This window comes from Franconibacter daqui (assembly GCF_014644275.1).
GTDB classification, from domain to species: Bacteria; Pseudomonadota; Gammaproteobacteria; order Enterobacterales; family Enterobacteriaceae; genus Franconibacter; species Franconibacter pulveris.
Window position 1 is genome coordinate 1,316,176 of the sequence record NZ_BMKJ01000001.1, and the last position, 23,234, is coordinate 1,339,409.

Consider the following 23,234-nt stretch of genomic DNA (forward strand, 5'->3'; position numbering starts at 1 on the left):
CAGGTTAGCAGAACTAATACAAACGGATGAATCGGGCGGGCCGGAATGCAATTTTATACTTCCCTCTGAGCCAGAAATGACGGGGGTGAGGCCATGCAGTGGACACCGGTAAAGCACAGATTGCCTGACGTTTCGGAACACATTCTCAGCTATATAGTAAACACTACTGAAGGGGTCGGCGTGGCGAAATATAACCCCAGAAGCGGTTTCTGCGATCCTATACTGATAGGCGGTTTGAACTATTACGGGCTTGAAGTGACGCACTGGATGCCTATGCCGCCTCCGCCCATACAGGACAAAAAGACGCGCTTACGGGGAAGCTGACAAATACGTAGGCCGTTACGCAGTAAAACCTACCCACACGCAAAGGCCGTGACGATGACTGCTTTAAGTGATGAACGTTTGCAAGCGGTAGCTGATGCGAAGCCAGACGCCGTCGCGCCAGGCCTCGCTGACTATGCGGTGATGGCAGCAGAGTTGCTAAAGGCGAGACGGCAAATAGCCGCGCTTGAGAAACAACTGATGACGCCCGTTAAGCTGCCTTTCATCAGCGCAAGCCCGGTATGTGAAATCGAGGCGGGGTACGCCGCCGGCGTCAGTGATTGTAAAATGGCGATACGGCAGGCGGGTTTTCTTATTGAAGGGGATGAGTGAGCGGGCGTCGGACATAAAAACGGGCAGCTTTCGCTACCCGCCAGGTGTTATTCCGTCAGCGCTTCGTTACGTAAGTGGTTGAGATAGTAATTGTAACGCTTCAGAAACCACGTTTTTCCATCCCTGTCCATGTTGCCTGTTATGGCCTCCGTATCAACACGTCTCCCTTGAGACTGCATTTGGGCGAAGCTTAACGCCAGAAAATCGAAATTTTGCAATGACATCACATCTTGTTGTTTCACAGACTGCATACCTTCCTCCTTCGTTAAAATGGGTGAAAAGGAAATATGCCGTTTGCATTAAGTATGGTTCACAAGCAGCAATACGGCTTACAGAATATGCTTAAGTTACCGTCAGCAAGCATGGCGCTCTCGCTCACCCGTACCCTCTGCGCCTGAAACTGTTAAGGAAATCCCGCAGGCGGTAGCGGTTTTATCGCGCAAAAAAGATTTATCCTGCGCCAGGCGAGCCTTTGGCAAACAGCACCCCTGGCAATCGTCTATACTTTATAAGCGGTTGCATTTTAAGAGATAAAGGAATCTACACCGTACTGGCGCATTGATTCTGATGAATAACCAGACGAGGTCAAAATGAATATTGACGAACTTAAACGGCAGGCTGAAGAGGAGATCTCGGCGCTGATTACCGAGAAAATAGCCGAGCTGCGTAAGCATTCTGAAAAAGAGGTCGCCGAGATAGAGCTGATCCCGCGTGAGACGATGACTGGCCTTGCAGGTTATGACGTCAAAATAAAATTGATTTAACCCTTACCCGAGAGCAAAACGGCCACCTTCGGGTGGCTTTTTCATGCCTGTGTTACTCTGCATGCTTTCTGTAATCGCACGAGTCTGCTTACCTAATCCAATTTCATCGCATAAAACGCTTTTTACTGAAGTGACGCATGCCGTTTGCAGTATGAAGCGTGATCCAGGTAGTAATACGAAAACATGAGCGTTGTTCGGATAAATCTGGTGTGGCACTCTTGCTTTACCCCTTACAGAGCTAAGCCACTTAAGTGAGTGCCGGAGATAAGCGCCGGGAGGGGTAAAACCTCAAACCCGCTGACAGGCGGGTTTTTTTATGCCTGCGAAGCAGGGCCGCGATATCGCAAAATAAGTGAGAGAAAAGGCCCCGGAGCAGTGAAATCCGCCGGCTCCGGGGTATGCAAATGCAAAATCGCTACGAAGGCCACTTTACCGCACCGGCAAATCTCGGATATCCGCCAAAAGTATTAAAAAAGAAGCAGATAAAGCAAAACCGGGCGTGCAGCCCGGTTTTTATGCTTTCATTCTCTGCAAGCGACAAGCGCGTATCGCCTCAATCGTATTTTGCAGAGCGCCGCCCTTCAGCGTTTCATTTTTGAGGCTTCAGAAAGCGCCGGCGGCGGCCTGGCGCATCATACGATTCGCCTCATCCCACTTGCGGGAGTTACGTTTCGTTATCGCTTCGCGCGCGGCGCGACGGGCTTTTTTCATCAGATGTTGGTTCACCATTCTTCACCTCCACCATTGGCGGGATCCTGCCGGAATCCACGGGTCACATTGCATCAGTTCATGTCGTTTGCTGCCTGCTCTTCGTTTTGTAGTAATAAGTCTTGGTCACAGAATGCCGCTCTGCTTTAGGAATTTTGCTCAAAAATGGCGCGAGCCGGTGACATTCAGGCGCAACTGTGATTCAGCTGTACAGCGCGGGATTTCTGCGCTACAGGCACAAAAACATAACGAAAACTGCTGTTTCGGCTGTTGTTTCGCAATGAGCTTGCCTCTTTTTTGTTACTAAATTTTTAAGCGTTTCGTTTCAAAAAAATCTGTTAACTATCAGCAAAAAAACGCATAGCGACGCCCGGTTAAAGCGTGACGCCCCACCGCCTTGTTAATGAAAATAATTCTCATCTTTGTTTGCTAATTCATAAGGGCGCTTCCAGGCTTGTGGAGTTGTTTCTCAAAATCAATAACCACAGACAGGAGGTAGTATGTTTCATCACTCTTCGAAACTTCAGTATCCCGTTCGCGTGGAAAAACCCGATCCGGAATTCGCCATGCTGTTGCAGCAGGCTATCGGTGGCGTTGAAGGGGAGATTCGCGTCGCCATGCAGTATTTCTTTCAGGCGATGGGCGCCCGCGGTGACGCTCGCATCAAAGACTTGCTGATCTCGACCGCGACCGAAGAGCTCGCGCACATTGAAATGCTCGGCCACGCGGTCGCGCTGAACCTGGAAGGCGCGCCGCTCTCTTATCAGGAAGCGTCAGCCAAAGATCCGGTGGTCAACGCCATTCTGGGCGGCATGAACCCGCGCCATGTGCTCTCGTCAGGACTTGCCGCGTTGCCGGTTAACGCCAACGGCGTGCCGTTTGATATGAGCCATGTTTACGCATCCGGCAACGTGGCGGCGGATATGTTGGCCAACGTGACCGCGGAAGCAACAGGGCGCGTGCTGGCGACGCGGCTGTACAACCTGACGGAAGATAAAGGGATGAAAGATTTTCTCTCCTTCCTGATAGCCCGCGACACCATGCACCAGCAGCAGTGGCTGGCGGTCATTGAGGATATGGGCGGGCTTTCTGCTTCGTTGCCTATTCCGAACAGCTTCCCGCAGGAACAGGAAGCAAATGAGCATTCCTATTACTGCCTTAACACCTCGCTGGATAAACCGCTGCCGCAGGGACGCTGGTGCGATGGCCCATCTTTTGACGGCAAAGGCCAGTTCACCGCCAAAGAGCAGCCCGATCTGCTGGGCGAAGAGCCGATGCTCGGCAAAGCCCGTCCGGGGTCCGGCGCGCAGGCTGAACAGATAGGCACGTCGATGTCATCCACCACCAGCTCTGGCAATGATTCCGTAACGGGCTCATAAGCCTGAGCGCCGCCTTCTTTTCTACAGCGCCTGACGCCTGGCCGCATAAGCGGTAAGTATGTCCTACACTTACAGGACAACATAAAGAGTCAGGAGGTGTTTATGGTTGAACGTGCGAACTCCGCGCAAGGAGATAAAGAGAAGGCGCCGTCCGCTCCCGAATCGGTGAAGAAAACGCGGGATAACCCCGGCCAGGAAGGGGAAATTCCGCGTAAACGGGACGACAGTAAAGATGATGAAGTGGACCCATATAAACACGGTTAACCCACAGCCGCTTTACGTAACGGTGCGCCGACGCGCACCGAAACCGAAAAGGAAAAAGCAGACCCTGCGGGGTCTTTTTTATTGCCTGAACAACAGGCTATTTCTTATGGGCGACGATAAACAGCCGCGGGAAAGCGAGCAATAACCGGCCATCGCCGCGCGGCAAATAGTGCTGAGAGAGCAGCAGGCGATAGCGGTCAAGGAAGTGTTGCTGTCCTGTTTCATCCAGCGCGTCCAGGAAAGGGCGCAGGCCGGTGGCGCGCAGCCACTCTACTATCGCGTCGACCGAGGGCATCAGATGAAAATAGGTGGTGCGCCAGATATCCAGCTCGCAACCCGCCTGGCTCAGCAAATCATAATAGGCTTCCACGGCAAGCAGGGGCTCGCGCTCTTTTACCGTCATCCCCATCGCCTTTGCGACGGTCCGCATAGCGGCATGGGTAGGCTCCTGCCAGTTGTCGGGCATCTGCGCTGCCAGTACGCCCTGCGGCGCCAGCAGGCTGGCGAGCCGGGGAAACAGCGAGGCGTGATCGGGCAGCCATTGCAGCGAAGCATTCGCATAGATAAGGTCAGCCGGCTCGTCGGGCCGCCAGCGCAGCACATCCTGTTCGACGAAGTGGCAATCCGGCAACGCCCGGCGGGCTTTCGCAAGCATCGCGGGCGAGGTGTCGACGCCGGTAATGTTCGCCTGCGGCCAGGCTTTGCGCAGCAGTTCTGTACTGTTGCCAGGCCCGCAGCCCAGATCGTATGCCTGCTTTACGTTGAGCCGCGCGGCGATGCGCGCCACCAGCTCCTGGGCCGGACGGGTGCGCTCGGCTGAAAACTGCATATAAAGCTCGGGGTTCCAGTCCTGCATGGTGCCTCCGTCGGGTTCGTTTAACTGCGGTTAAGGAAAGTTGTGTCAGAGTGAAGATCCAGAGGTGAGATCGTTACCTCAAACCGTAGCCGATTCATGCACACGGTAATAATAAATTTATCCATGCAAGCATTGCCGCCAGTTTCGCTGGCGGTTTTTTTTTGCTTTAACGGGCGGCAAATCGCTTACGGTAGCCCATCGGGGAAAGCGCGAACTGGCGCTGGAAGTGGTAGCGCAGGGTGGTTGCGCTGCCAAACCCCACTTCGCCTGCAATCTGCTCAAGCGAGAAGCGGGTGGTTTCCAGCAGCTCCCGGGCGCGCAGCAGGCGTTCGTTAAGCAGCCAGCGGCCTGGCGTGGTGCCGGTCGCCTCCTGGAAACGGCGTAAAAAGGTGCGCGGACTCATTCCTGCTTTTTCCGCCAGCGCCGCCACCGTGTGGTTGTGCGCTAATTGCTGGTGGAGAAAATCAAACAGCAGGCCGAGCCGCTGGCTTTCGCGGGCGCGCGGCACCGGGCGTTCCAGATGTTGCGTTTGGCCGCCGTCGCGATGCGGCTGCACCACTAAGCGTCGCGCCACGCTGTTCGCCGCCTCGCGTCCGAAGTCGCGCCGCACCAGATGCAGACAGAGATCGATGCCCGCCGCGCTGCCTGCGGAGGTGAGCACATCCCCCTGGTCGAGATAGAGCACATCCGGCACCACGTCGGTTTGCGGGTAACGGCGGGCGAGCGCGTCGAGATAACGCCAGTGGGTGGTCGCTTTACGGCCGTTAAGCAACCCGCTTGCCGCCAGCACAAACACGCCGGAGCAGATAGAGATAATCCGGCAGCCGCGACTGTGCGCCTGCTGAAGCGCGTCGCACAAGTCCTGCGGCACCGGCGCTTCGCTGCCGCGCCAGCCGGGAATGACGATGGTTCCCGCTTGCGCCAGCAGCTCCAGCCCGCCGTCGGTCATGATTTTCACGCCGCCCGTGGCGCGAAGCGGGCCGTCATCGACGCTCGCCACCGCAAACCGATACCACTGCGGGCCCATCTCCGGACGCGGCAGACCGAAAATCTCCACGGCTACGCCGAATTCAAACGTACAGAGTCCGTCATAGGCGAGCGCCACAACCAGCGGGTTGGTTAAAGGTTGATGCATGATTGTCAAAATCCTTGCGATTTCTGGCAGCGGGCAGGGCGGTCATCGTCGCGCCTGCGAGTTAAGGTATTGTTAACACAAACCAGCAGGAGCAGACAATGAGCTATGTAACCGAGTTTCCCGCCGCCCCTTCCGCCAGTGCCGAAGCCCATTTTTTGGCAAGGCTTAGCGTAGAGACCGACTGTGCCGATGTGCATGCGGCGATGCGCATGGGCGAAAAAGATTTTGTCCTGTTGCATGTCGTAGGCAGCGAGGCGGGCTTTGCCCGTAAACATATTCCTGGCGCAGAACACCTGCCGTGGGGAGAGATGACGGCGGAACGTATGGCTGAATGGCCGGAAGGGACGCTGTTTGTGGTTTACTGCGCAGGCCCGCACTGCAACGGGGCTGACCGTGCGGCGCTGCGGCTGGCGCGGCTTGGGCTGCCGGTAAAAATAATGATTGGCGGGCTTACGGGCTGGGCCGACGAAGGGTATGCCTTCGCCGGCGAGGAGACGTTGTCAGCCTGCGTCTGACATATCCGCTTGCGCTTCGCTGACGGGCGCTTCGGCAGGCGTCGGGGCGCTAAACCCGACGCCCGCGGTAAAGAGCGGGCGCCCTTCATTCTGCCACTGCTGGTAAAGCACCTGCTGTAGCGGCGTGAGCGGCGCATCGCTCCACAGAAGATAGTGTTCGGCCTGAAACTCATCAAGATCCGGTTGGGCGACCGGGTGAGCGAGCAGGTCAATGCGAAAGCCTTCGCCGGAGAAGCGAATCGCCTCCAGCCAGATAGCGAGCGGGTCTTCCATATTCAGCGGGATCATCACCAGCGTATCCGCCGGGCGCTTGCGCAATCCCTGCAATACAAAGGCGGCGTATTCCACCAGTTGTGTATCAAACCGCGCGCGGCGGGTCATCTGCGTGGCGTTGGCGCCTTCGCGCAGCCAGAGGCGCAACGGGCAAATCACCTTATCCAGCAGCGCGCCTGCGGGCAATTCCCGGCCATAGCGACGCAACAGGGCGCGCAACTTATCCGTTCTGGGATTCTCCAGCGCGGAAAGCAACTGTTCCTGATAGAGCTCCCACTGGCTACTCAGCGTAGCGTGTTCGCCTTTCAGCAGGCGGGCCAGCTCTGTTATCGGCACGCCTTCATTAAGCCACTTGAGAATAAGCTGGATACGCAGCAGATGACTGTAGTCGTAATAACGTTTCCCGTTGCTGGCCCGGGTGGGCTTAAGCAGGCCGTGACGCTGCCAGGCTCGCAGGTTGGGCGTAGTGACACCGCACTGATCGGACAACATTTCAATAGTGAAATGTGACATGGCTATTCCTTTAACGACCGAAAAATCATGAAGAAGCAATATCTCCTTGCGCCGGCCTTTGCGGCGCCAGGAGGGCGGGGTTCACAGACAACTTCTCAGGAAGCGAACAGGGAAAGTAGCACAGAATTTATAACTTACTAACTATAAATGCTGGCAACTAATTGTTTATAGTTATGAATCAGGTGAGCAGGTAGCGCCGGTCGGGGCGCATTTTTTCCGGCTTGTGCTCGTCGTTGATCATTTCGCGCAAATCTATTTCTATGCCATTGCACAGCGCATCGAGCGGCAGATCGTTATCTTCCATACCAAAGGGATCTTCCAGCTCCTCCGCCAGGGTATCGAGCGAAAGGAAGGTATACGAGATAAAGACCGAGACGAACGGCGTCATGAAGTGCAGGTCGGTCACCAGCGCGAAAGGCAGCAGAATGCAGAACAGATAGACCGTACGGTGCACGATAAGCGAATAGGCGAAGGGCAGCGGCGTATTGGCGATGCGCTCGCAGCCAGCCAGAATGCCGGAAAGCTCGTTCAGGTGGTTATCCAGGCTCTGGAACAGAATATCCGACAGCGCGCCGCGGGCGCGTTGGGCGGCCAGCCATTCACCCATCAGCAGAATGATGCGGTTGCAGGGGGAGTGGCTGTGCAATACGGCATTCAGTTCCGCCTGGCTTAAGTAGCGATCCAGCACGTTATCGAGCTTTTTGCGCCGCAGCGTCAGACGCAGACAGTGGCAAAAAGCGATCTGCAGGTTAACCAGATGGCGAATTTCCTGCGGGTGGGCGGCCAGCAGCGTGCGGGATACGCGCAACAGCGAACGGCTCTGGATCACTAATTGCCCCCAGATCAGGCGCGCTTCGGTATAGCGCGCATAGCAGGCGCTGTTGCGAAAGCCGAGAAAAATGGCGATAGCTACGCCAAGAATGCTGAAAGGCGCAATGGTGAGCTTAATGTCAAGGGCTTCATACCAGGGCAGAAAAAAGATAACGGTGACGGAAAGCGCAACATTAAGCAGCAGGCGGGTGGAAATTTTAGCCAGTACGGAACCATGCCAGACAAAAAGGCGGGTAAACCAGTGCTGGTGGGGACGAACGATCATAATAGTCACTGAGTTAACAAAAGCGCTATGCATTAAACGAGATAGCGCTTTTGCCTGCAACCCCGCAGAAAGCAGGGTTATCCGTGTCGTTTAACCCACCCGGATAAACTTCTCCTTAACCCGCGATAGCCATTCGCGGGACCGGCGTAGCGAACCGCCCCTCTTAAACAGCAGAAAAACATCCTGACCCATAGCCATCACCATAAAACAGTCTTTGCGACGCAATGCGGGGCAACAATACCATTTCTGTTTCATTAATCGCTCCTTTCACGGGAATTAACGCAACGAGATGACGTCGGCATTAATAATAGCCAGTAAGAGAAGCGGCAGATAATTAAGATTTGCTTTTAGGAACAATCTTAATTTAAGTAAAGAGTATGAGAAATTTCGTTATTTATCATGAGCCATGAAACAGATTATGGTGCCGGTATTAGGGAAAAATCCTGGAAAAAGATTTCGCTTGCTTATGTAACTTGCGAAACGGGGAGGCCTACCTATAGTTATTTCTGCGTTACGCAATAGTGCTTACGCGAATTTAATTCTGATGATCCAGGAGGAGATATTATGACTCAGCATCGTGGTGGTTCAGGTAATTTTGCGCAAGATCGTGAACGTGCCTCTGCAGCAGGCCGTAAAGGCGGTCAGAATAGCGGCGGTAACTTTAAAAACGACCGCGAGCGCGCCGCGGAAGCAGGCCGCAAAGGTGGTAAGAACAGCAGCCGTTCTTCATCCTGAAGCCTGAGCCGGTCTGGACTGGCTTAACGTTCCTCCGGTATGGGTCTGCCCATACCGGAGGCCGTTTACGTTCAGCAGCCCCTAACTTATACAGACAGTGATGACGATGAAAACTTATTTGCCTCTGTACGGCGCGTTAAGCTTATTTGCCGTTTCCTTTTCCGGGTTTGCAGAAAAAGCGTCACCGCCGGGTGAAAATAAAAGCACCACGACCCATGTGCTGGAAAGTGGGGCAGCGCTGTTGCAAAGTAAATCGCCGCTAAGCGATTTTGATATTTATCTGGTGGGTTTTCATCCGATGAAAGATAACCCTGAAAATCAAATGGAAGCGCATCATTATTGCCATCAGGTGAATCAGGATTTCGCGCAGTGCGTTTTATTTGACGGCAATACTAAAAACGCCAATATGACCGGCGTGGAATATATTATCTCGGAAAAACTTTTCGCGACCTTGCCGCAGGAAGAGCGCCAGTACTGGCACCCGCATAATGGCGAAATTCTCAGCGGGCAGCTTATCGCGCCAGGCATCCCAAAAATGGCCGAGCACCGCCTGATGAAAGATAAAATGAACAGCTACGGCAAAACCTGGCACGTCTGGCATACCGGCGCGCCTGGCGAACAGGGTACGGCGCTGCCGCTGGGTCCGCCGATGCTTGCCTGGTCTTTTAGCCGCGACGGTGAAGCGAAGCCGGAACTGGTCAGCGAGCGCGACAAAAAGCTCAACGTTAATACTCAGGAGATCCGCAAATCTCGTGAAGACTTACGGGAACTAGCGAAACCGCAGAGCGACGTCGACGCCCTGAACGGCCAGTACAAGCGCCCGACGCAGCCCATACCCGGCGTAACCGACAGCGATGCCAAAACTAACCCTTAATTTCTCTCGTTATGTGCCTTCTTTTTCCCCACTTCGGTGGGGATTTTTTTTAGATGAATTTTTTTCAACACCCATGAAATTTCCTCGTTTGCTCATGAGCGCCGCTCATGCCATTCTCTGGACATATAGCCATCCAGACGGCCAAAAGTTCAAACAGTCAACTATCACTCTGCGTTACTAATCAAGCAGGGTTGGGAGAAAAAAATGCAACGTCAACACGCCCCGTTTCGCGCCGATGTAGTCGGCAGTTTTCTGCGCCCGGACGCCATCAAACAGGCGCGCCAGCAGTTCGCCGCCGGCCAGATCGACGCCGCTGCGCTGCGTAAAGTTGAAGATGAGGCTATCCGTGAAAGCGTGGCCCAGCAGTGCGCCTGCGGCCTGCACGTGGTGACCGACGGCGAGTTCCGCCGCGCCTGGTGGCACATGGATTTCTTCGCAGCACTTCAGGGCGTGGAGCTTTATGAGGTGGAGCAGGGCATTCAGTTCAATGGCATTCAGACCAAAGCGCAGAGTGTGCGCGTGGTGGGCAAGGTCGGTTTTGGCAACCACCCGATGCTGGAAGATTTCCGTTACCTGAAGAGCGTAAGCGGCAACGCCGAGCCGAAAATGACCATCCCGAGCCCGAGCGTGCTGCATTTCCGCGGCGGCGCGAAAGCCATCGACCGCACCGTTTACCCGGATCTCAACGACTATTTCGACGACCTCGCCACCACCTGGCGCGACGCCATCCGCGCGTTCTATGACGCGGGCTGCCGCTACCTGCAACTGGACGACACCGTCTGGGCGTACCTTTGCTCTGATGAGCAGCGCGCCAAAGTTCGCGAACGCGGCGAAGACCCGGACGAGCTGATGAAGATTTACGCCCGCGTGCTCAATAAGGCGCTGGAGGGCAAACCGGAAGATTTAACCATCGGCCTGCACGTTTGTCGCGGCAACTTCCGTTCAAGCTGGATCTCCGAAGGCGGCTACGAGCCGGTGGCGGAAGTGCTGTTCGGCACAGTGAACATTGATGCTTTCTTCCTTGAGTACGATAACGACCGTTCCGGCGATTTCGCGCCGCTGCGCTTTATCCGTCCGGGCAAGCAGCAGGTGGTGCTGGGACTTATTACCACCAAAAACGGCGAGCTGGAGAACCCGGAACTGGTGAAGGCGCGTCTGAAAGAAGCGGCGCAGTATGTGGACATCAACCAGCTGTGCCTGAGCCCGCAGTGCGGCTTTGCCTCCACCGAAGAGGGCAACAGCCTGAGCGTTGAGCAGCAGTGGGATAAAGTACGCCTGGTGACCGGCATCGCGAGCGAAGTCTGGTAAGCGGTTTGTTCTCCCGCGGGAGGATGAGATAAGGCGTTTTGCAGGGCGGATAGCGTGAGCTATTCGCCTTTTTTGTTTATGGCGGTTGGCGCTGACTGGCCTGGACTGTTGTACAGAGCGAGTATCGCAGGAGAAAACCGCGCAGCGTCGCCTGCCGGGGTTTTCTTCTTTTTCCCGTTGGGAAAAGGAGAATAAGGGAAACAGGCGGCCCGGGGCGCAGAATACGCTGGCGCGTACGCCCACCGTTCTTTGTCAGAGGCCCGCCTCTTTTTGTATCGCACTGTATCAACCTGCCAATCTCTTACACCCCGTTGCATAACGCGCTGTTTTGCAAATATCCCCTGTACATCGCCATGGTCTCCTGTAGGCATCACTTAACGATGAGGAGATCGCGTAAATGTTAACCCGAGTGTTGATTTCATCTTTCCTGATGGGCGCTTCGGCGACCTGCGCATGGGCAGAACGGCTGGACGGACTCAGCGCTGCGGATGTGCTGGGGCCTGCCGCCGTGGCGCCGCTGGAGCATCCCCAGCCGCCAGCCAGATTGATCGTCGATGCGCCGCTGGCGGGACCGCTGCGCAAAGGCGCGGTGTTCATCCAGTACCGCGCCGAGAACCTGCGCATCGAACCGGTGTTTGGACCGGATGCGCTAAAGGTCACGCCGCGTATCGGCCATATTCATGTGATCGTCGATGACAATCCATGGCACTGGGCGGACGCCAGCGGCGAACCGGTAATTCTGGTCGGGCTACCCGCTGGGAAGCACAAGGTGACCATTATCCTCGCCGATCCCACTCACAAACCGCTCGACAGCAAGACTATTGCCTTCACCGTACCAGCCCAGGGCGCACATCACTAACGCGCTAAGGAGAACGCCATGAAAACCCTCTTCCGCTCATCATTACTGGCCGCACTGGCCTTAACCGCGGTGAATTCCGCCGTCGCCGCCACAGAATCCGCCGCCAGCTACGCCGCCGAATTCAGCCATATTCATCAGATAAAAGCCGGAGTGCTCAACGTCGGGTATGTTGATATCGGGCCGCGCGATGGGCAGGCGGTGATCCTGCTGCACGGCTGGCCTTATGACATTCAAAGCTACGTAAGCGTTGCGCCGGAGCTTGCGGCCAAAGGCTATCGTGTCATCGTGCCCTATCTGCGCGGCTACGGCAGCACGCGCTTTTTGTCTGATCAAACGCCGCGTAACGGTCAACCGTCGGCGATGGCGTCAGATGTGGTGGCGCTGATGGATGCGCTTAATATTAAGCAGGCGGTGTTTGGCGGCTTTGACTGGGGCGCGCGCACCGCCGATATCGTGGCGGCGTTATGGCCGGAACGGGTAAAAGCGCTGGTGTCGGTCAGTGGCTATCTGATAAGCAGCCAGGAAGCAGGCCGCAGGCCGCTGCCGCCGCAGGCCGAACTGCAATGGTGGTATCAATTTTATTTTGCTACCGAGCGAGGCCGTCAGGGGTATGCCAACAATACTCATGATTTCGCCCGGCTTATCTGGCAGCAGGCCTCGCCCGGCTGGAAATTCAGCGACGCGATGTTTAACCAGAGCGCTAAAGCGCTGGATAACCCGGACCAGACTGCCATCACCATTAGCAACTACCGCTGGCGGCTTGGCCTGGAAAAAGGCGAGCAAAAGTATGATGCTTATGAGAAAAAGTTAGCCGCATTGCCGGTTATTAGCGTGCCGACTATCACCATTGAGGGGGATAACAACGGCGCGCCGCATCCGGCGCCGCAAGCGTATCGCGCGAAATTCAGCGGCAAATATGAGCATCGCACCTTCACCGGCAATATCGGACACAACCCGCCGGCAGAAGCGCCGCAGGATTTCGTCAAAGCCGTGGTGGATGCCGCCTCGCTGTAGCAGGCGAAGCGCCACCCGTTCCGGACCGGCCATGGCGCGCCGGTCTTTTTTGTGCAGGTCGCAGAGGGGAGGTTGTTTTGGAACATATTGATCATATCCTTGTGGTGGATGATGACCGGGATATTCGGGAACTGGTGACGGATTATCTGATTAAATCTGGCTACCGCGCTACCGGCGCCGCCAACGGTCGCGAAATGCGTGCGATCCTCTCCTCAGCCCACGTCGATTTGGTGGTGCTGGATATCATGATGCCGGGCGATGATGGCCTGACGCTGTGTCGCCAGCTGCGCAACGACACCCAGCGCAACCTGCCGGTGCTCATGCTCACCGCTCGCAGCGAAGAGACTGACCGCATCCTCGGGCTGGAAATGGGTGCCGACGACTACCTCATTAAGCCCTTCGTCGCGCGCGAGCTGCTGGCGCGAATTAAGGCGATTTTGCGTCGTACCCGCGCATTGCCGCCAAACCTGCAAATCACCGAAGCCGGACGTCTAATCGCGTTTGGCGACTGGCAGCTCGATACTTCGGCGCGTCACCTGATTGACAAAGAAGGGGTGATTGTTGCGCTGAGCGGCGCGGAATACCGTCTGTTGCGCGTATTTCTCGACCATCCGCAGCGCGTGCTTAATCGCGATCAACTGCTGAACCTGACCCAGGGCCGTGACGCCGAACTGTTTGAGCGTTCCATCGACCTGCTGGTGAGTCGCCTGCGTCAGCGGTTGCGCGAAGATGCGCGTGAACCTGTTTATATCAAAACGGTGCGCAGCGAAGGCTACGTGCTGGCCGCGCCCGTCATCATCAAAGAGGCGAACGCATGACCCTCTGGCCGCGATCGCTACTGTCGCGCCTGCTGATCATCGTTCTTGGCGGCATGTTGCTCGCGAATGCCGCCACACTCGCCAGCCTGATGATCGAGCGCATGAGCAGCGCCAGAACCGTGATGCTCGGTAATCTTGAATATGACGTAGCGACCAGCGTGGCGATCCTCGATCGTCTTCCCGCCGCAGAACGGCCGGCGTGGCTTGCGAAACTTGAGCGCGGCAACTATCGCTACGAACTGTCGCAGGGGGAGCCGGGGCCTTATCCCACCAGCTGGCGTGCGCGCGACGCGGTGCGTTCACTGCAGGAGACGCTCGGCGGAAAGTATCAGATGAGCATTCATGCGATCCCCGGTCCGCGCGAACATATCCAGGTGCATTTAACGCTGCACGATGGCGCACCGCTGACACTCGATCTCTGGCCGCGCATGCCGGCCATTGCGCGCTGGCTGCCGCTGGTGCTGGCGGTGCAGCTTTTGCTGCTGCTGGGCTGCGCATGGCTGGCGGTGCGTCAGGTGGTGCGGCCGTTTATGCGCTTTACCCGGGCGGTCGATGCGCTTAAGCCCGCTGCCGCCAGCGCGCAGATCATGCCTGAAACGGGACCGGCGGAGGTGCAGCAGGCGGCGCGCGCGTTTAATGCGATGCAGACGCGCATACAGGATCATCTCCGGGAGCGCGCGCAGATCCTGGCGGCAATCTCCCACGACTTGCAAACCCCGATCACCCGCATGAAGCTGCGCGTTGAAATGACGGATCAACCGGAGTTGCGCGATAAGCTGCTGGGGGATCTTGATAACATGAGCCGGTTGGTTCGCGAGGGGATCGCCTATGCGCGTTCGGCGCAGGTGCCGCAGGAGGAGCGCCAGAGCGTAAGCCTTAACGCCTTCCTTGACAGCGTGGCTTGCGATTATCAGGACGTTGGAAAAGCGGTGACTTTTGTTCCCTGTAACGGCCGCGATATTTTCGCCGTACGACCGCAGGCGCTGCGCCGCATCATGACGAACTTGCTCGATAACGCGCTTAAGTTTGGTGATAAGGCGGAAATTCAGCTTGATTTTCCGCAGGCCGACTGCGTGGCGATTAGCGTGCGGGATAACGGGCCGGGCATTGCGGAAAATGAACTGCAGGCGGTGCTGGAGCCGTTCTATCGCGTGGAAAGCTCCCGTAATCGCCACACCGGCGGCACAGGGTTGGGGCTTGCGATAGCCGCACAGCTGGTAAGCCAGATGGCCGGCTCGCTGCGGCTAACCAATCGCCCCGAAGGCGGGCTCGAGGCGCTCATCATTTTGCGGCAAAACGATTTGTAGCCTTTTGTATCTCCGACGCCGTGACATATACAACCTGACAAAACGGGCGCAACCGGAAACAGCCTGAACACATGCGGTGGGTTAAATGGGCGGACTGCCAGCAAGCGCAGTCGTTAATCCACCGTTATGAGGTTCACTATGAAAGCATGTGCCAGACTCTTCTCCGCCAGCCTGTTGGCGCTCTGCGCCGCACAGGCCGTTCACGCGCAGTCTCCCCACTCTGTGGTGCTGGTGCACGGCGCTTTCGCCGATGGCAGCAGCTGGGAACGCGTCATCGCGAAGCTGCAAGCCAAAAACGATGAGGTTATCGCCGTCCAGCTGCCGCTTACGTCATTACGTGACGATGTCGCCGCTACGCAGCGCGCCATTGCCCGGGCGCACGGCGATGTGGTGCTGGTCGGTCACTCCTGGGGCGGGACGGTCATCACCGAGGCCGGCGATAACGCGAAAGTGAAAGCCCTGGTCTACGTCGCCGCGTTCGCCCCTGACAAAGGTCAGTCTACTGGCGAACTGGCCAGCAGCTATCCGGCGCCGCCGGGCAGCGCGGCGCTGGCTACGACGTCCGACGGTTTTCTTTACCTTCCCGCACCGGCGCTGGCGCGGGATTTCGCTCCCGATCTTCCTTCAGCGCAGCAGCGCCGGCTGCCAGTAACGCAGGGGCCGATTCGCGCCGCCGCCTTTAGCGATAAGGTGACGCACGCCGCCTGGGCGCAAAAGCCGAGCTGGTATCTGGTGAGTACGCAGGATCGAATGATTAACCCGGACCTCGAACGGGCAATGGCGAAAAAAATCCATGCGCAAACTCGTGAGGTGGCGGCCAGCCATGTGTCGATGCTGAGCCAGCCCGATAGCGTGGCGAATATCATTCTCGCTGCTGTCGGCCAGGCAAAATAAGGAGGCCTTTATGATACTGACAATTGCATTCCTGGCGGGGATGTTGACGCTGCTCAGCCCCTGCACGTTACCAGTGATTCCGTTTGTTTTCGCCAGCGCACGTGGGAGCAAGGCGCAACTGCTGGCGTTGCTGGGCGGCATGGTGCTGATGTTTACCGTCGTCGCGCTGCTGGTGTCCGTAGCCAGTCACTGGGTAGTCCGCATCACTGCGGTGGGGCGCTGGGTCGCGCTGGCGTTTCTTGCCGTTACTGCGTTGACGCTGTTGTCGCCGCGCATAGCGCAACTCGCCGCCCGACCGTTCGTTGCGCTTGGCAACCAGATAAATGACGCCAGCCAGCGCCGTGGCGGCTTACTGGCTGCGCTGCTCGCGGGGATGGCCACGGGCATGCTGTGGTCGCCCTGCGCCGGACCGGTGCTGGGGGCGATTCTGAGCCTGGCGGCGACAGGAGAAAAACCGCTTGCAGTGGGCGTGTTGCTGGCGGCGTACGGCAGCGGCGCGGCGCTGATGCTGGCTTTGCTCTCTTTCGCCGGCCGTGGGCTGACCGCCCGTCTGCGCCCTGGTCTGGCCTTCACCGCCCGTTTGCGGCAGGTCGCGGGCGTGCTGATGCTGGCCTCGGTGGCGTTGATAGCCAGCGGTTCGCAAAACCTGCTGCAAAATGGACCGGTGTTTGTGCAGCGCCTGGAACAGCGCCTGAGCCAGTGGGCGCCTGAGCCGACGACAAAGGTTCGCCTCGAACCGGTGGTGATGCCGCAAACCTCCAGCGCCTTACCCTCGCTCGATGGCGGCACCGCCTGGCTGAACGGCGCGCCGTTGAACCGCGATGCGCTCAAAGGCAAAGTGGTGCTGGTGGATTTCTGGACTTACGACTGCATTAATTGCCAGCACACCTTGCCGCACGTGAGAGAGTGGGCCAATAAGTATAAGGCTGAGGGGCTGGTGGTGGTCGGCGTGCATACGCCAGAATATCCGTGGGAGCGTGACATCAACGCCGTGAAGCGCGCCATCGCACAGTGGCAATTGCCCTACGCGGTGGTGGCGGACAACCACTACAACATCTGGAACCGCTTCGGCAACCAGTACTGGCCTGCGCATTATCTTTTTGATGCGCACGGGCAGCTACGCTATACCGCGTTTGGCGAAGGGAATTATGCAGAGCAGGAAAGGGTGATTCAGCAATTGTTGAAAGAAGGGCGGGCATGAGGAGACCAGGCGGCCCGCATGTCAGGTTGACGTAGGGCGGATAAACCCTCCGCCAGCATCTTCGCCAGGCTGGGTAGAGTGGCAGGGCGGTAAAGGGTTTCGTTCATCCGGGCATTGGCGACCTGCGTCTCCTTCTTTCCCGTAAACCTGCTAAGAGGGCTCGCCGCAGCCCTTTTAGCCATCCCGGCTCGCAAAAGCGCCCCTTGCCGGACAAATCTTTCGTTCTGTCATCTGGCTACAGGTCGGTGGGATTGCCGTTACCTGGCCCGTTCATGGGACGCTCTCTTTACTATTTCCGCCAGCCCTGAACCTATAAGAAATGATTATTCCCAGCCTGCTCCTCCATCTTATTTAATTATGCGGCAAAGCCTTGCACATTTATGAAGCACCTTTGCACTATTGCCGCACCTGATTCCTTTTCATTCATGCTTTGTAATAAAAATAAATAAATCTACGTTTCCATCATTTTTAAATATCTGTTTGAAAAATATAATTTTATTAATTATGGCATTGTAATTGCTAAAGCTATCTCATCTTGTATACCAGATGGGATGCCAGCAGATGACAATCGCGCAACCGCTTTTTTCGCCATTAACCCTTACTGAATGGCGCAGGGAATTTCTTAACGACCCGAAACGTATTACGGAAATCTACGCCGCGTTTAATACAACCGAAGAAAATAACGATCCGGCGTGGATCTTCAAAGCCACCCAGCCGCTTATCGTAAGCCAGATTGAGCGCCTGTTAACGGCGCTGGCGTCGGGTGAAAAAACGCTGGAGGATTTCCCGCTCTTCGGCGTGCCCTTCGCGGTGAAAGATAATATCGATGTGGCGCAGATGCCCACCAGCGCGGCTTGTCCCGCCTTTACCCGGTTGGCGGAGCAGGACGCGACCGTCGTGGCGAAGCTCAAGGCCGCAGGCGCCATCGCCATTGGCAAAACCAACCTCGATCAGTTCGCAACCGGGCTGGTGGGCACCCGTTCGCCTTATGGCGCGGTGCCGAATACGTTTAATGCGGACTACGTCAGCGGCGGCTCCAGTTCCGGCTCCGCCTCGGTCGTCGCCCGCGGCCTTGCGGCGTTCGCGCTGGGCACCGATACCGCCGGTTCCGGGCGCGTTCCGGCGGGCTTTAACAATATTGTCGGGCTGAAGCCCACCAAAGGCTGGCTCTCCACCCACGGCGTGGTGCCCGCCTGCCGCCTGAACGACTGCGTTTCGGTCTTTGCGCTGACCGTTGAAGATGCTTATACCGTGGCGCGCATTGCGGGCGGTTACGACGAGCAGGATGCCTATTCCCGTGCCAACCCGCACACTGCGCCCGCCCGTTTCGCCGCGACGCCCCGTCTCGCCATCCCGGATACGCTGGAGTTCTACGGCGACAGCCAGAGTCAGGCGGCGTTTGAGAGAAGCGTGGCGCGTCTGCAGGCGCTTGGCGCACAGCTGGTGCCAATTGATTTCACGCCGTTTCGCGAACTGGCGGAGCAGCTTTACGCCGGCGCATGGGTCGCGGAGCGCACCGTGGCGGTAGGCGCTATTCTGCAAAGTCAGCCGGAGGCGATGGACCCGACAGTGCGCGGCATTGTGGAAAGCGGGTTGCGCTTTAGCGCCTGCGACGCCTGGCGGGCCGAGTACGCCCGTGCGGCGCTTTCACGCCTTATCCAGTCGCAACTTGCTGATTTCGATGCGCTGGTGGTGCCGACATCGCCAACCATTCATACGCTCGAAGAGATGAAAGAGGAGCCGGTGCGCTACAACTCGCACTTTGGCTACTACACCAACTTCACCAACCTTGCCGACCTCTGCGCGCTGGCGCTGCCGGGCGATTTCCGCGACGACGGCCTGCCTGCGGGCATCACGCTTATTGCCCCTGCCTGGCGTGATGCAGCGCTGGCCCATTTTGGCGTGCTCTGGCAGCAGGCCGTGATGCTGCCGCTCGGCGCGACGAACAAAGCGCTGCCTGCGCCGCAGCCCGCCTTGCGCAGCGACGCGCATGTCCGCCTGGCGGTGGTCGGCGCGCACCTGCGCGGCATGCCGCTTAATTTCCAGCTCACCACCCGCGACGCGGTCTTTATTGAAGAGACCACCACCGACGCCAGCTACCGGCTCTATGCGCTTGCCAATACCACGCCGCCGAAGCCTGGCCTTGCGCGCATGTCCGGGGGAGCGCCGATTGCGGTGGAGCTGTGGGACATCCCGCTCGCCCGTTTTGGGGAATTTGTGGCGGAGATCCCCGCGCCGCTCGGCATCGGCACGCTCACGCTTGCCGACGGGCGCCTGGTGAAAGGGTTTATTTGCGAGCCGCAGGCGCTGACTGACGCCGCGGATATCACCCCCTGGGGCGGCTGGAAAGCCTGGCTCGCCCGTCACCAGAGCGCCTGAGGAGAGCCTATGTTTACCACCGTCTTAATCGCCAACCGGGGCGAAATCGCCTGTCGCGCCATTCGCACCCTGAAGAAAATGGGTATTAAAAGCGTCGCGGTCTATTCCGATGCGGACCGCAACGCGCAGCACGTTACCGATGCCGATATCGCCATCGCGCTGGGCGGCGAGAAGGCGAGCGAAAGCTATCTAGACGTCGATAAAATCCTCAGCGCCGCGAAAGCGAGCGGGGCGCAGGCGATTTTCCCCGGCTACGGTTTTCTCTCTGAACGGGCGGAGTTCGCCGCCGCCTGCGAGGCGGCCGGGCTGGTCTTTATCGGCCCCACCCCGCAACAGATTGCCGACTTTGGCTTGAAGCACAGCGCCCGCGCGCTTGCCAGCAAAGCCGGGGTGCCGATGACGCCCGGCACGGGGCTTTTACAGACGCTGGAAGAAGCCTGCCTTGCGGCGGCGGAGATAGGTTATCCGGTGATGCTGAAGACCACCGCCGGTGGCGGCGGCATCGGCCTGACCCGCTGCGCCGACGACGTTGCGCTGCGGGAAGCGTGGGAAAGCGTGAAGCGCCAGGGGCAACAGTTTTTCAGCGATGACGGCGTCTTCCTTGAGCGTTTCGTCGATCGCGCCCGTCATCTTGAGGTGCAGATTTTAGGCGACGGCAAAGGACGCGTGGCGGCGCTCGGCGAGCGCGACTGTTCGCTGCAGCGCCGCAACCAGAAAGTGGTGGAGGAGACCCCGGCGCCCAACCTGCCGCAGGCGACGCGCGACGCGCTGCACGCGGCGGCGGTCGCCCTTGGCGAATCGGTCAACTACCGCAGCGCAGGCACCGTGGAGTTTATTTACGACGCCCGCAGCGATGAGTTCTGGTTCCTTGAGGTCAATACCCGTTTACAGGTAGAGCACCCGGTGACCGAATGCGTTACCGGATTGGATCTTATCGAATGCATGGTTAACGTCGCGGCGGGCGAACCGCTGGCGTGGGCGGCGCTCGACCGCGCGCCGCAGGGGGCGGCCATTGAAGTGCGCCTGTATGCAGAAGATCCGCTGAAAAACTTTCAGCCAAGCCCAGGCGTTCTGACCGACGTCTCTTTCCCGTCCGATGTGCGGGTGGACGGCTGGGTATCAACCGGTTCGGAGGTGAGCGCCTTTTACGATCCGATGATCGCCAAAATCATCGTGCACGGCGAAGACCGTCAGCAGGCGCTTGAAAAACTCAACGCCGCGCTTAACGCCACCCGCCTGCACGGCATCGCCACCAACCTCGATTACCTGCGCCAGATTGTGACGCTGCCGGAGTTCAACGCGGGCGTTATGTGGACGCGGCTGCTTGATGAGGTGAGCTATGAGGCTCACGCCATCGAAGTGCTGGAGCCGGGCACCTGGAGCAGCGTGCAGGATTATCCGGGCCGTACCGGTTACTGGGACATCGGCGTGCCGCCTTCAGGGCCGATGGACGATTTCGCCTTTCGACTGGCCAACCGCATTGTCGGCAACCATCCGCACGCCGCCGGGCTGGAATTTACCCTGCAGGGGCCGACGCTGCGTTTTCACAGCGACGCCACCATCGCGCTGACGGGCGCCGATTGCCCGGCGACGCTGGATGATGAACCGGTGGAGTACTGGCAGCCGGTGGTGGTGAAAGCGGGGCAGACGCTGACGCTTGGTCGCGCCCGCGCGGGCTGTCGCACCTATCTTGCGGTGCGCAACGGCATTGACGTGCCGGTTTACCTCGGCAGCCGTTCCACCTTCGCCCTTGGGCAGTTTGGCGGCCACGCCGGACGCACGCTGAAGGTGGCGGACATTCTGGCTATCTCGCGCCCGGAACTCGCCGCCTGCACCACGCCGCCGCCCATCGCGCTGCCGCAAAAGCCGGAGCCGGCGCTGCTGCCGCACTATGGCGAGGTGTGGGATATCGGCGTGCTTTACGGGCCGCACGGCGCGCCGGATTTCTTCACCCCGGCATCGATGAACGCCTTTTTCGACGCCGAATGGCAGGTGCATTACAACTCTAACCGCCTTGGCGTGCGGCTGGTGGGGCCGAAACCGGAGTGGACCCGGGCGGATGGCGGCGAAGCGGGGCTGCACCCGTCAAACGTGCATGACTGTGAATACGCCATCGGGGCGATTAACTTCACCGGCGATTTTCCGGTGATCCTCACCCGTGACGGCCCAAGCCTCGGCGGCTTCGTCTGCCCGGTGACTATCGCGAAAGCGGAGCTGTGGAAGGTCGGGCAGGTAAAGCCTGGCGACCGCATTCGCTTTCATCCCGTCAGCTTTGAGCACGCCCAGTCGCTGGAGATAGCGCAGCAGGTGGCGGTAACCAACCTGTGCGCCGTGGGCGCGCTGCCGGATGGCCGTGTTTCCACTGCACCCAGCGCCACCTCGAGCGCGGCGATTTTAGCCGAAGTGCCCGCGCAGAACGGGCTCCCTGCCGCGGTATGGCGACAGGCGGGCGATAACTACATCCTGATCGAGTATGGCGACAACGTGATGGATCTGGCGCTGCGCCTGCGGGTGCATCTGCTGATGCAGGCGATCCGCGCAAGCGGCGTGGCGGGCGTCGAGGAGCTTTCACCGGGCGTGCGTTCTTTACAGGTGCGCTACGACAGCCAGCGCATTTCGCAAACGCAGTTGATGACGCTGCTGCTTGGCCTTGAGAAACAGCTCGGCGACGTCAGCGAGCTGAAAATTCCGTCGCGCATCGTCCATCTGCCGATGGCCTTTGAAGACAGCGCGACCCTTGCCGCCGTGGAGCGTTATCAGCAAACGGTGAGAAGCGAAGCGCCGTGGCTGCCGAACAACGCCGATTTCATCTGCCGCGCCAACGGGCTGTCCAGCCGTGATGAGGTGCAGCGGATCATTTTCGACGCGAGCTATCTTGTCCTGGGGCTTGGCGACGTTTATCTCGGCGCGCCCTGCGCGGTGCCGGTTGACCCGCGCCACCGCCTGCTCAGTTCGAAATATAACCCGGCGCGCACCTGGACTGCCGAAGGCACCGTGGGTATTGGCGGCATGTATATGTGCATTTACGGCATGGACTCCCCCGGCGGCTATCAGCTGGTGGGGCGCACGCTGCCTATCTGGAACAAGTTCCTGAAAAACGCCCAGTTTGGCGAGGCGCCGTGGCTGCTGACGTTTTTCGACCAGGTGCGCTTCTACCCGGTGAGCGAGGCGGAGCTGACGGCGCTGCGCGACGCTTTCCGCGAAGGCCGCGCGCAGATCCGCATTGAAGAGAGCGAGTTCGATTTCGCCGCTTACCGCCGTTTCCTTGATGAAAACGCTGACGACATCGCCGCGTTCCGCGAACGCCAGCAGGCGGCCTTCAGCGCCGAAGTGGCGCACTGGCAGGCGCAGGAGAGCGCGGCGGTAGAGCGGGCGCTGCAGGCCGAGGAAGTGATCGAAGAGGATCAGACCGGTCATCTGGTGAGCGCCGATCTCAACGGCAACATCTGGAAGATCCTGGTCGAGCCGGGCCAGAGCGTGCGTCAGGGCGAGCCGCTGGTGGTCGTGGAGGCGATGAAAATGGAGCTGATGGTCCATGCGCCTTGCGACGGCACCGTCTCGCGCATCAGTTGCCAGCAGGGGCGGCCCGTGGGTCCCGGCGACGCGCTGCTGTGGCTCGATATCGCAAGCTGATAGTGAACCCTGAGCCCGAACAGGCCGCGAGCGGGCGGGCAACGCGCCACCCGCG

Annotated in this window: 25 protein-coding genes; 18 read left to right on the forward strand and 7 right to left on the reverse strand. The window is 58.5% G+C overall.

What is annotated here, in order from left to right; all coding sequences use genetic code 11:
• Positions 1-93 precede the first annotated feature (93 nt).
• Positions 94-324 carry a DUF551 domain-containing protein gene (locus tag IEX01_RS21800; RefSeq protein WP_071788802.1) on the forward strand — a complete coding sequence of 77 codons (231 nt, stop codon included), beginning with the start codon at positions 94-96 and terminating at the stop codon, positions 322-324.
• A 54-nt stretch (positions 325-378) separates the two neighbouring features.
• Positions 379-654, forward strand: coding sequence for a hypothetical protein (locus tag IEX01_RS06285; protein WP_188723468.1), 276 nt, complete (start codon positions 379-381; stop codon positions 652-654).
• Positions 655-701: 47 nt separating this feature from the next.
• Here the strand turns inward: IEX01_RS06285 and IEX01_RS06290 are convergent, their stop codons facing one another.
• Positions 702-905, reverse strand: a complete 204-nt coding sequence (locus IEX01_RS06290; protein WP_071788501.1) for a glycogen synthesis protein GlgS — start codon at positions 903-905, stop codon at positions 702-704.
• Positions 906-1,244: 339 nt separating this feature from the next.
• On the opposite strand from IEX01_RS06290, the gene IEX01_RS06295 reads away from it, so the two are divergent.
• Both IEX01_RS06295 and IEX01_RS06300 read left to right on the forward strand, forming a co-directional pair.
• Entirely contained in the window at positions 1,245-1,418 is a 174-nt protein-coding gene (locus IEX01_RS06295) for a GnsA/GnsB family addiction module toxin (RefSeq protein ID WP_024558349.1), read from the forward strand.
• Between the two features lie 404 nt (positions 1,419-1,822).
• The gene (locus tag IEX01_RS06300) at positions 1,823-2,017 is read left to right on the forward strand and encodes a hypothetical protein (protein WP_125454232.1); all 195 of its coding nucleotides are present in this window, start codon (positions 1,823-1,825) and stop codon (positions 2,015-2,017) included.
• A gap of 4 nt (positions 2,018-2,021) precedes the next feature.
• Here IEX01_RS06300 and IEX01_RS21690 read toward each other — a convergent pair whose 3' ends face one another.
• Positions 2,022-2,147: a hypothetical protein gene (locus IEX01_RS21690; protein ID WP_268237248.1), complete on the reverse strand. Its 126-nt coding sequence runs from the start codon at positions 2,145-2,147 to the stop codon at positions 2,022-2,024.
• 479 nt (positions 2,148-2,626) lie between these two features.
• Here IEX01_RS21690 and IEX01_RS06305 point away from each other — a divergent pair, with 479 nt between their 5' ends.
• Positions 2,627-3,505 (forward strand): manganese catalase family protein, encoded by an 879-nt coding sequence (locus IEX01_RS06305; protein ID WP_024558350.1) that lies wholly within the window; start codon positions 2,627-2,629, stop codon positions 3,503-3,505.
• Positions 3,506-3,607: 102 nt separating this feature from the next.
• Entirely contained in the window at positions 3,608-3,769 is a 162-nt protein-coding gene (locus IEX01_RS06310) for a hypothetical protein (RefSeq protein ID WP_188723749.1), read from the forward strand.
• 97 nt (positions 3,770-3,866) lie between these two features.
• Here IEX01_RS06310 and tam read toward each other — a convergent pair whose 3' ends face one another.
• Positions 3,867-4,625, reverse strand: a complete 759-nt coding sequence (gene tam / locus IEX01_RS06315) for a trans-aconitate 2-methyltransferase (RefSeq protein WP_024558351.1) — start codon at positions 4,623-4,625, stop codon at positions 3,867-3,869.
• A gap of 166 nt (positions 4,626-4,791) precedes the next feature.
• Positions 4,792-5,790 carry a transcriptional regulator FtrA gene (gene ftrA, locus IEX01_RS06320; protein WP_373289681.1) on the reverse strand — a complete coding sequence of 333 codons (999 nt, stop codon included), beginning with the start codon at positions 5,788-5,790 and terminating at the stop codon, positions 4,792-4,794.
• A gap of 68 nt (positions 5,791-5,858) precedes the next feature.
• On the opposite strand from ftrA, the gene IEX01_RS06325 reads away from it, so the two are divergent.
• Positions 5,859-6,275 (forward strand): rhodanese-like domain-containing protein, encoded by a 417-nt coding sequence (locus IEX01_RS06325; RefSeq protein WP_024558353.1) that lies wholly within the window; start codon positions 5,859-5,861, stop codon positions 6,273-6,275.
• Here the strand turns inward: IEX01_RS06325 and IEX01_RS06330 are convergent.
• From IEX01_RS06330 to IEX01_RS06340, 3 genes are all read right to left on the reverse strand, one after another.
• On the reverse strand, positions 6,261-7,061 hold the full coding sequence (locus IEX01_RS06330) for a MerR family transcriptional regulator (RefSeq protein ID WP_024558354.1): 801 nt from the start codon (positions 7,059-7,061) through the stop codon (positions 6,261-6,263). The two genes, IEX01_RS06325 and IEX01_RS06330, sit on opposite strands and share 15 nt — an antisense overlap.
• Before the next feature lie 178 nt (positions 7,062-7,239).
• A complete protein-coding gene (locus IEX01_RS06335; protein ID WP_188723470.1) occupies positions 7,240-8,157 on the reverse strand; it encodes a bestrophin family protein in 918 nt (305 codons plus the stop codon).
• A 90-nt stretch (positions 8,158-8,247) separates the two neighbouring features.
• Positions 8,248-8,412: a hypothetical protein gene (locus tag IEX01_RS06340; protein ID WP_167541511.1), complete on the reverse strand. Its 165-nt coding sequence runs from the start codon at positions 8,410-8,412 to the stop codon at positions 8,248-8,250.
• A gap of 309 nt (positions 8,413-8,721) precedes the next feature.
• Here IEX01_RS06340 and IEX01_RS06345 point away from each other — a divergent pair, with 309 nt between their 5' ends.
• The 11 genes from IEX01_RS06345 to uca all read left to right on the forward strand — a co-directional run bounded on the left by IEX01_RS06345 (position 8,722) and on the right by uca (position 23,179).
• Positions 8,722-8,892: a con-10 family general stress protein gene (locus tag IEX01_RS06345; RefSeq protein ID WP_024554979.1), complete on the forward strand. Its 171-nt coding sequence runs from the start codon at positions 8,722-8,724 to the stop codon at positions 8,890-8,892.
• A gap of 106 nt (positions 8,893-8,998) precedes the next feature.
• Positions 8,999-9,766 carry an OBAP family protein gene (locus IEX01_RS06350; protein WP_229701812.1) on the forward strand — a complete coding sequence of 256 codons (768 nt, stop codon included), beginning with the start codon at positions 8,999-9,001 and terminating at the stop codon, positions 9,764-9,766.
• Between the two features lie 204 nt (positions 9,767-9,970).
• Complete coding sequence (locus tag IEX01_RS06355) at positions 9,971-11,074, forward strand: cobalamin-independent methionine synthase II family protein (protein ID WP_024560325.1); 1,104 nt, start codon at positions 9,971-9,973, stop codon at positions 11,072-11,074.
• 397 nt (positions 11,075-11,471) lie between these two features.
• Positions 11,472-11,933 (forward strand): DUF6130 family protein, encoded by a 462-nt coding sequence (locus IEX01_RS06360; RefSeq protein ID WP_024558358.1) that lies wholly within the window; start codon positions 11,472-11,474, stop codon positions 11,931-11,933.
• 18 nt (positions 11,934-11,951) lie between these two features.
• Entirely contained in the window at positions 11,952-12,947 is a 996-nt protein-coding gene (locus tag IEX01_RS06365; protein WP_188723472.1) for an alpha/beta fold hydrolase, read from the forward strand.
• A gap of 77 nt (positions 12,948-13,024) precedes the next feature.
• Positions 13,025-13,765: a response regulator gene (locus IEX01_RS06370; protein WP_024560323.1), complete on the forward strand. Its 741-nt coding sequence runs from the start codon at positions 13,025-13,027 to the stop codon at positions 13,763-13,765.
• Positions 13,762-15,072, forward strand: a complete 1,311-nt coding sequence (locus IEX01_RS06375; protein WP_188723473.1) for an ATP-binding protein — start codon at positions 13,762-13,764, stop codon at positions 15,070-15,072. The genes IEX01_RS06370 and IEX01_RS06375 overlap by 4 nt, the downstream gene beginning before the upstream one ends.
• Positions 15,073-15,210: 138 nt before the next feature.
• On the forward strand, positions 15,211-15,966 hold the full coding sequence (locus IEX01_RS06380; protein WP_188723474.1) for an alpha/beta fold hydrolase: 756 nt from the start codon (positions 15,211-15,213) through the stop codon (positions 15,964-15,966).
• Between the two features lie 10 nt (positions 15,967-15,976).
• Entirely contained in the window at positions 15,977-17,167 is a 1,191-nt protein-coding gene (locus IEX01_RS06385; protein ID WP_188723475.1) for a cytochrome c biogenesis protein/redoxin, read from the forward strand.
• 561 nt (positions 17,168-17,728) lie between these two features.
• Complete coding sequence (gene atzF, locus IEX01_RS06390; protein WP_188723476.1) at positions 17,729-19,546, forward strand: allophanate hydrolase; 1,818 nt, start codon at positions 17,729-17,731, stop codon at positions 19,544-19,546.
• 9 nt (positions 19,547-19,555) lie between these two features.
• Positions 19,556-23,179, forward strand: a complete 3,624-nt coding sequence (gene uca, locus IEX01_RS06395) for an urea carboxylase (RefSeq protein ID WP_188723477.1) — start codon at positions 19,556-19,558, stop codon at positions 23,177-23,179.
• Positions 23,180-23,234: the final 55 nt, after the last annotated feature.

Bases quoted from the DNA above. Each gene is read 5' to 3' on its own strand.
- IEX01_RS21800 (WP_071788802.1), top strand. From the start codon at position 94: ATGCAGTGGACACCGGTAAAGCACAGATTGCCTGACGTTTCGGAACAC.
- IEX01_RS06285 (WP_188723468.1), top strand. From the start codon at position 379: ATGACTGCTTTAAGTGATGAACGTTTGCAAGCGGTAGCTGATGCGAAG.
- IEX01_RS06290 (WP_071788501.1), bottom strand. From the start codon at position 905: ATGCAGTCTGTGAAACAACAAGATGTGATGTCATTGCAAAATTTCGAT.
- IEX01_RS06295 (WP_024558349.1), top strand. From the start codon at position 1,245: ATGAATATTGACGAACTTAAACGGCAGGCTGAAGAGGAGATCTCGGCG.
- IEX01_RS06300 (WP_125454232.1), top strand. From the start codon at position 1,823: ATGCAAAATCGCTACGAAGGCCACTTTACCGCACCGGCAAATCTCGGA.
- IEX01_RS21690 (WP_268237248.1), bottom strand. From the start codon at position 2,147: ATGGTGAACCAACATCTGATGAAAAAAGCCCGTCGCGCCGCGCGCGAA.
- IEX01_RS06305 (WP_024558350.1), top strand. From the start codon at position 2,627: ATGTTTCATCACTCTTCGAAACTTCAGTATCCCGTTCGCGTGGAAAAA.
- IEX01_RS06310 (WP_188723749.1), top strand. From the start codon at position 3,608: ATGGTTGAACGTGCGAACTCCGCGCAAGGAGATAAAGAGAAGGCGCCG.
- tam (WP_024558351.1), bottom strand. From the start codon at position 4,625: ATGCAGGACTGGAACCCCGAGCTTTATATGCAGTTTTCAGCCGAGCGC.
- IEX01_RS06325 (WP_024558353.1), top strand. From the start codon at position 5,859: ATGAGCTATGTAACCGAGTTTCCCGCCGCCCCTTCCGCCAGTGCCGAA.
- IEX01_RS06330 (WP_024558354.1), bottom strand. From the start codon at position 7,061: ATGTCACATTTCACTATTGAAATGTTGTCCGATCAGTGCGGTGTCACT.
- IEX01_RS06335 (WP_188723470.1), bottom strand. From the start codon at position 8,157: ATGATCGTTCGTCCCCACCAGCACTGGTTTACCCGCCTTTTTGTCTGG.
- IEX01_RS06340 (WP_167541511.1), bottom strand. From the start codon at position 8,412: ATGAAACAGAAATGGTATTGTTGCCCCGCATTGCGTCGCAAAGACTGT.
- IEX01_RS06345 (WP_024554979.1), top strand. From the start codon at position 8,722: ATGACTCAGCATCGTGGTGGTTCAGGTAATTTTGCGCAAGATCGTGAA.
- IEX01_RS06350 (WP_229701812.1), top strand. From the start codon at position 8,999: ATGAAAACTTATTTGCCTCTGTACGGCGCGTTAAGCTTATTTGCCGTT.
- IEX01_RS06355 (WP_024560325.1), top strand. From the start codon at position 9,971: ATGCAACGTCAACACGCCCCGTTTCGCGCCGATGTAGTCGGCAGTTTT.
- IEX01_RS06360 (WP_024558358.1), top strand. From the start codon at position 11,472: ATGTTAACCCGAGTGTTGATTTCATCTTTCCTGATGGGCGCTTCGGCG.
- IEX01_RS06365 (WP_188723472.1), top strand. From the start codon at position 11,952: ATGAAAACCCTCTTCCGCTCATCATTACTGGCCGCACTGGCCTTAACC.
- IEX01_RS06375 (WP_188723473.1), top strand. From the start codon at position 13,762: ATGACCCTCTGGCCGCGATCGCTACTGTCGCGCCTGCTGATCATCGTT.
- IEX01_RS06380 (WP_188723474.1), top strand. From the start codon at position 15,211: ATGAAAGCATGTGCCAGACTCTTCTCCGCCAGCCTGTTGGCGCTCTGC.
- IEX01_RS06385 (WP_188723475.1), top strand. From the start codon at position 15,977: ATGATACTGACAATTGCATTCCTGGCGGGGATGTTGACGCTGCTCAGC.
- atzF (WP_188723476.1), top strand. From the start codon at position 17,729: ATGACAATCGCGCAACCGCTTTTTTCGCCATTAACCCTTACTGAATGG.
- uca (WP_188723477.1), top strand. From the start codon at position 19,556: ATGTTTACCACCGTCTTAATCGCCAACCGGGGCGAAATCGCCTGTCGC.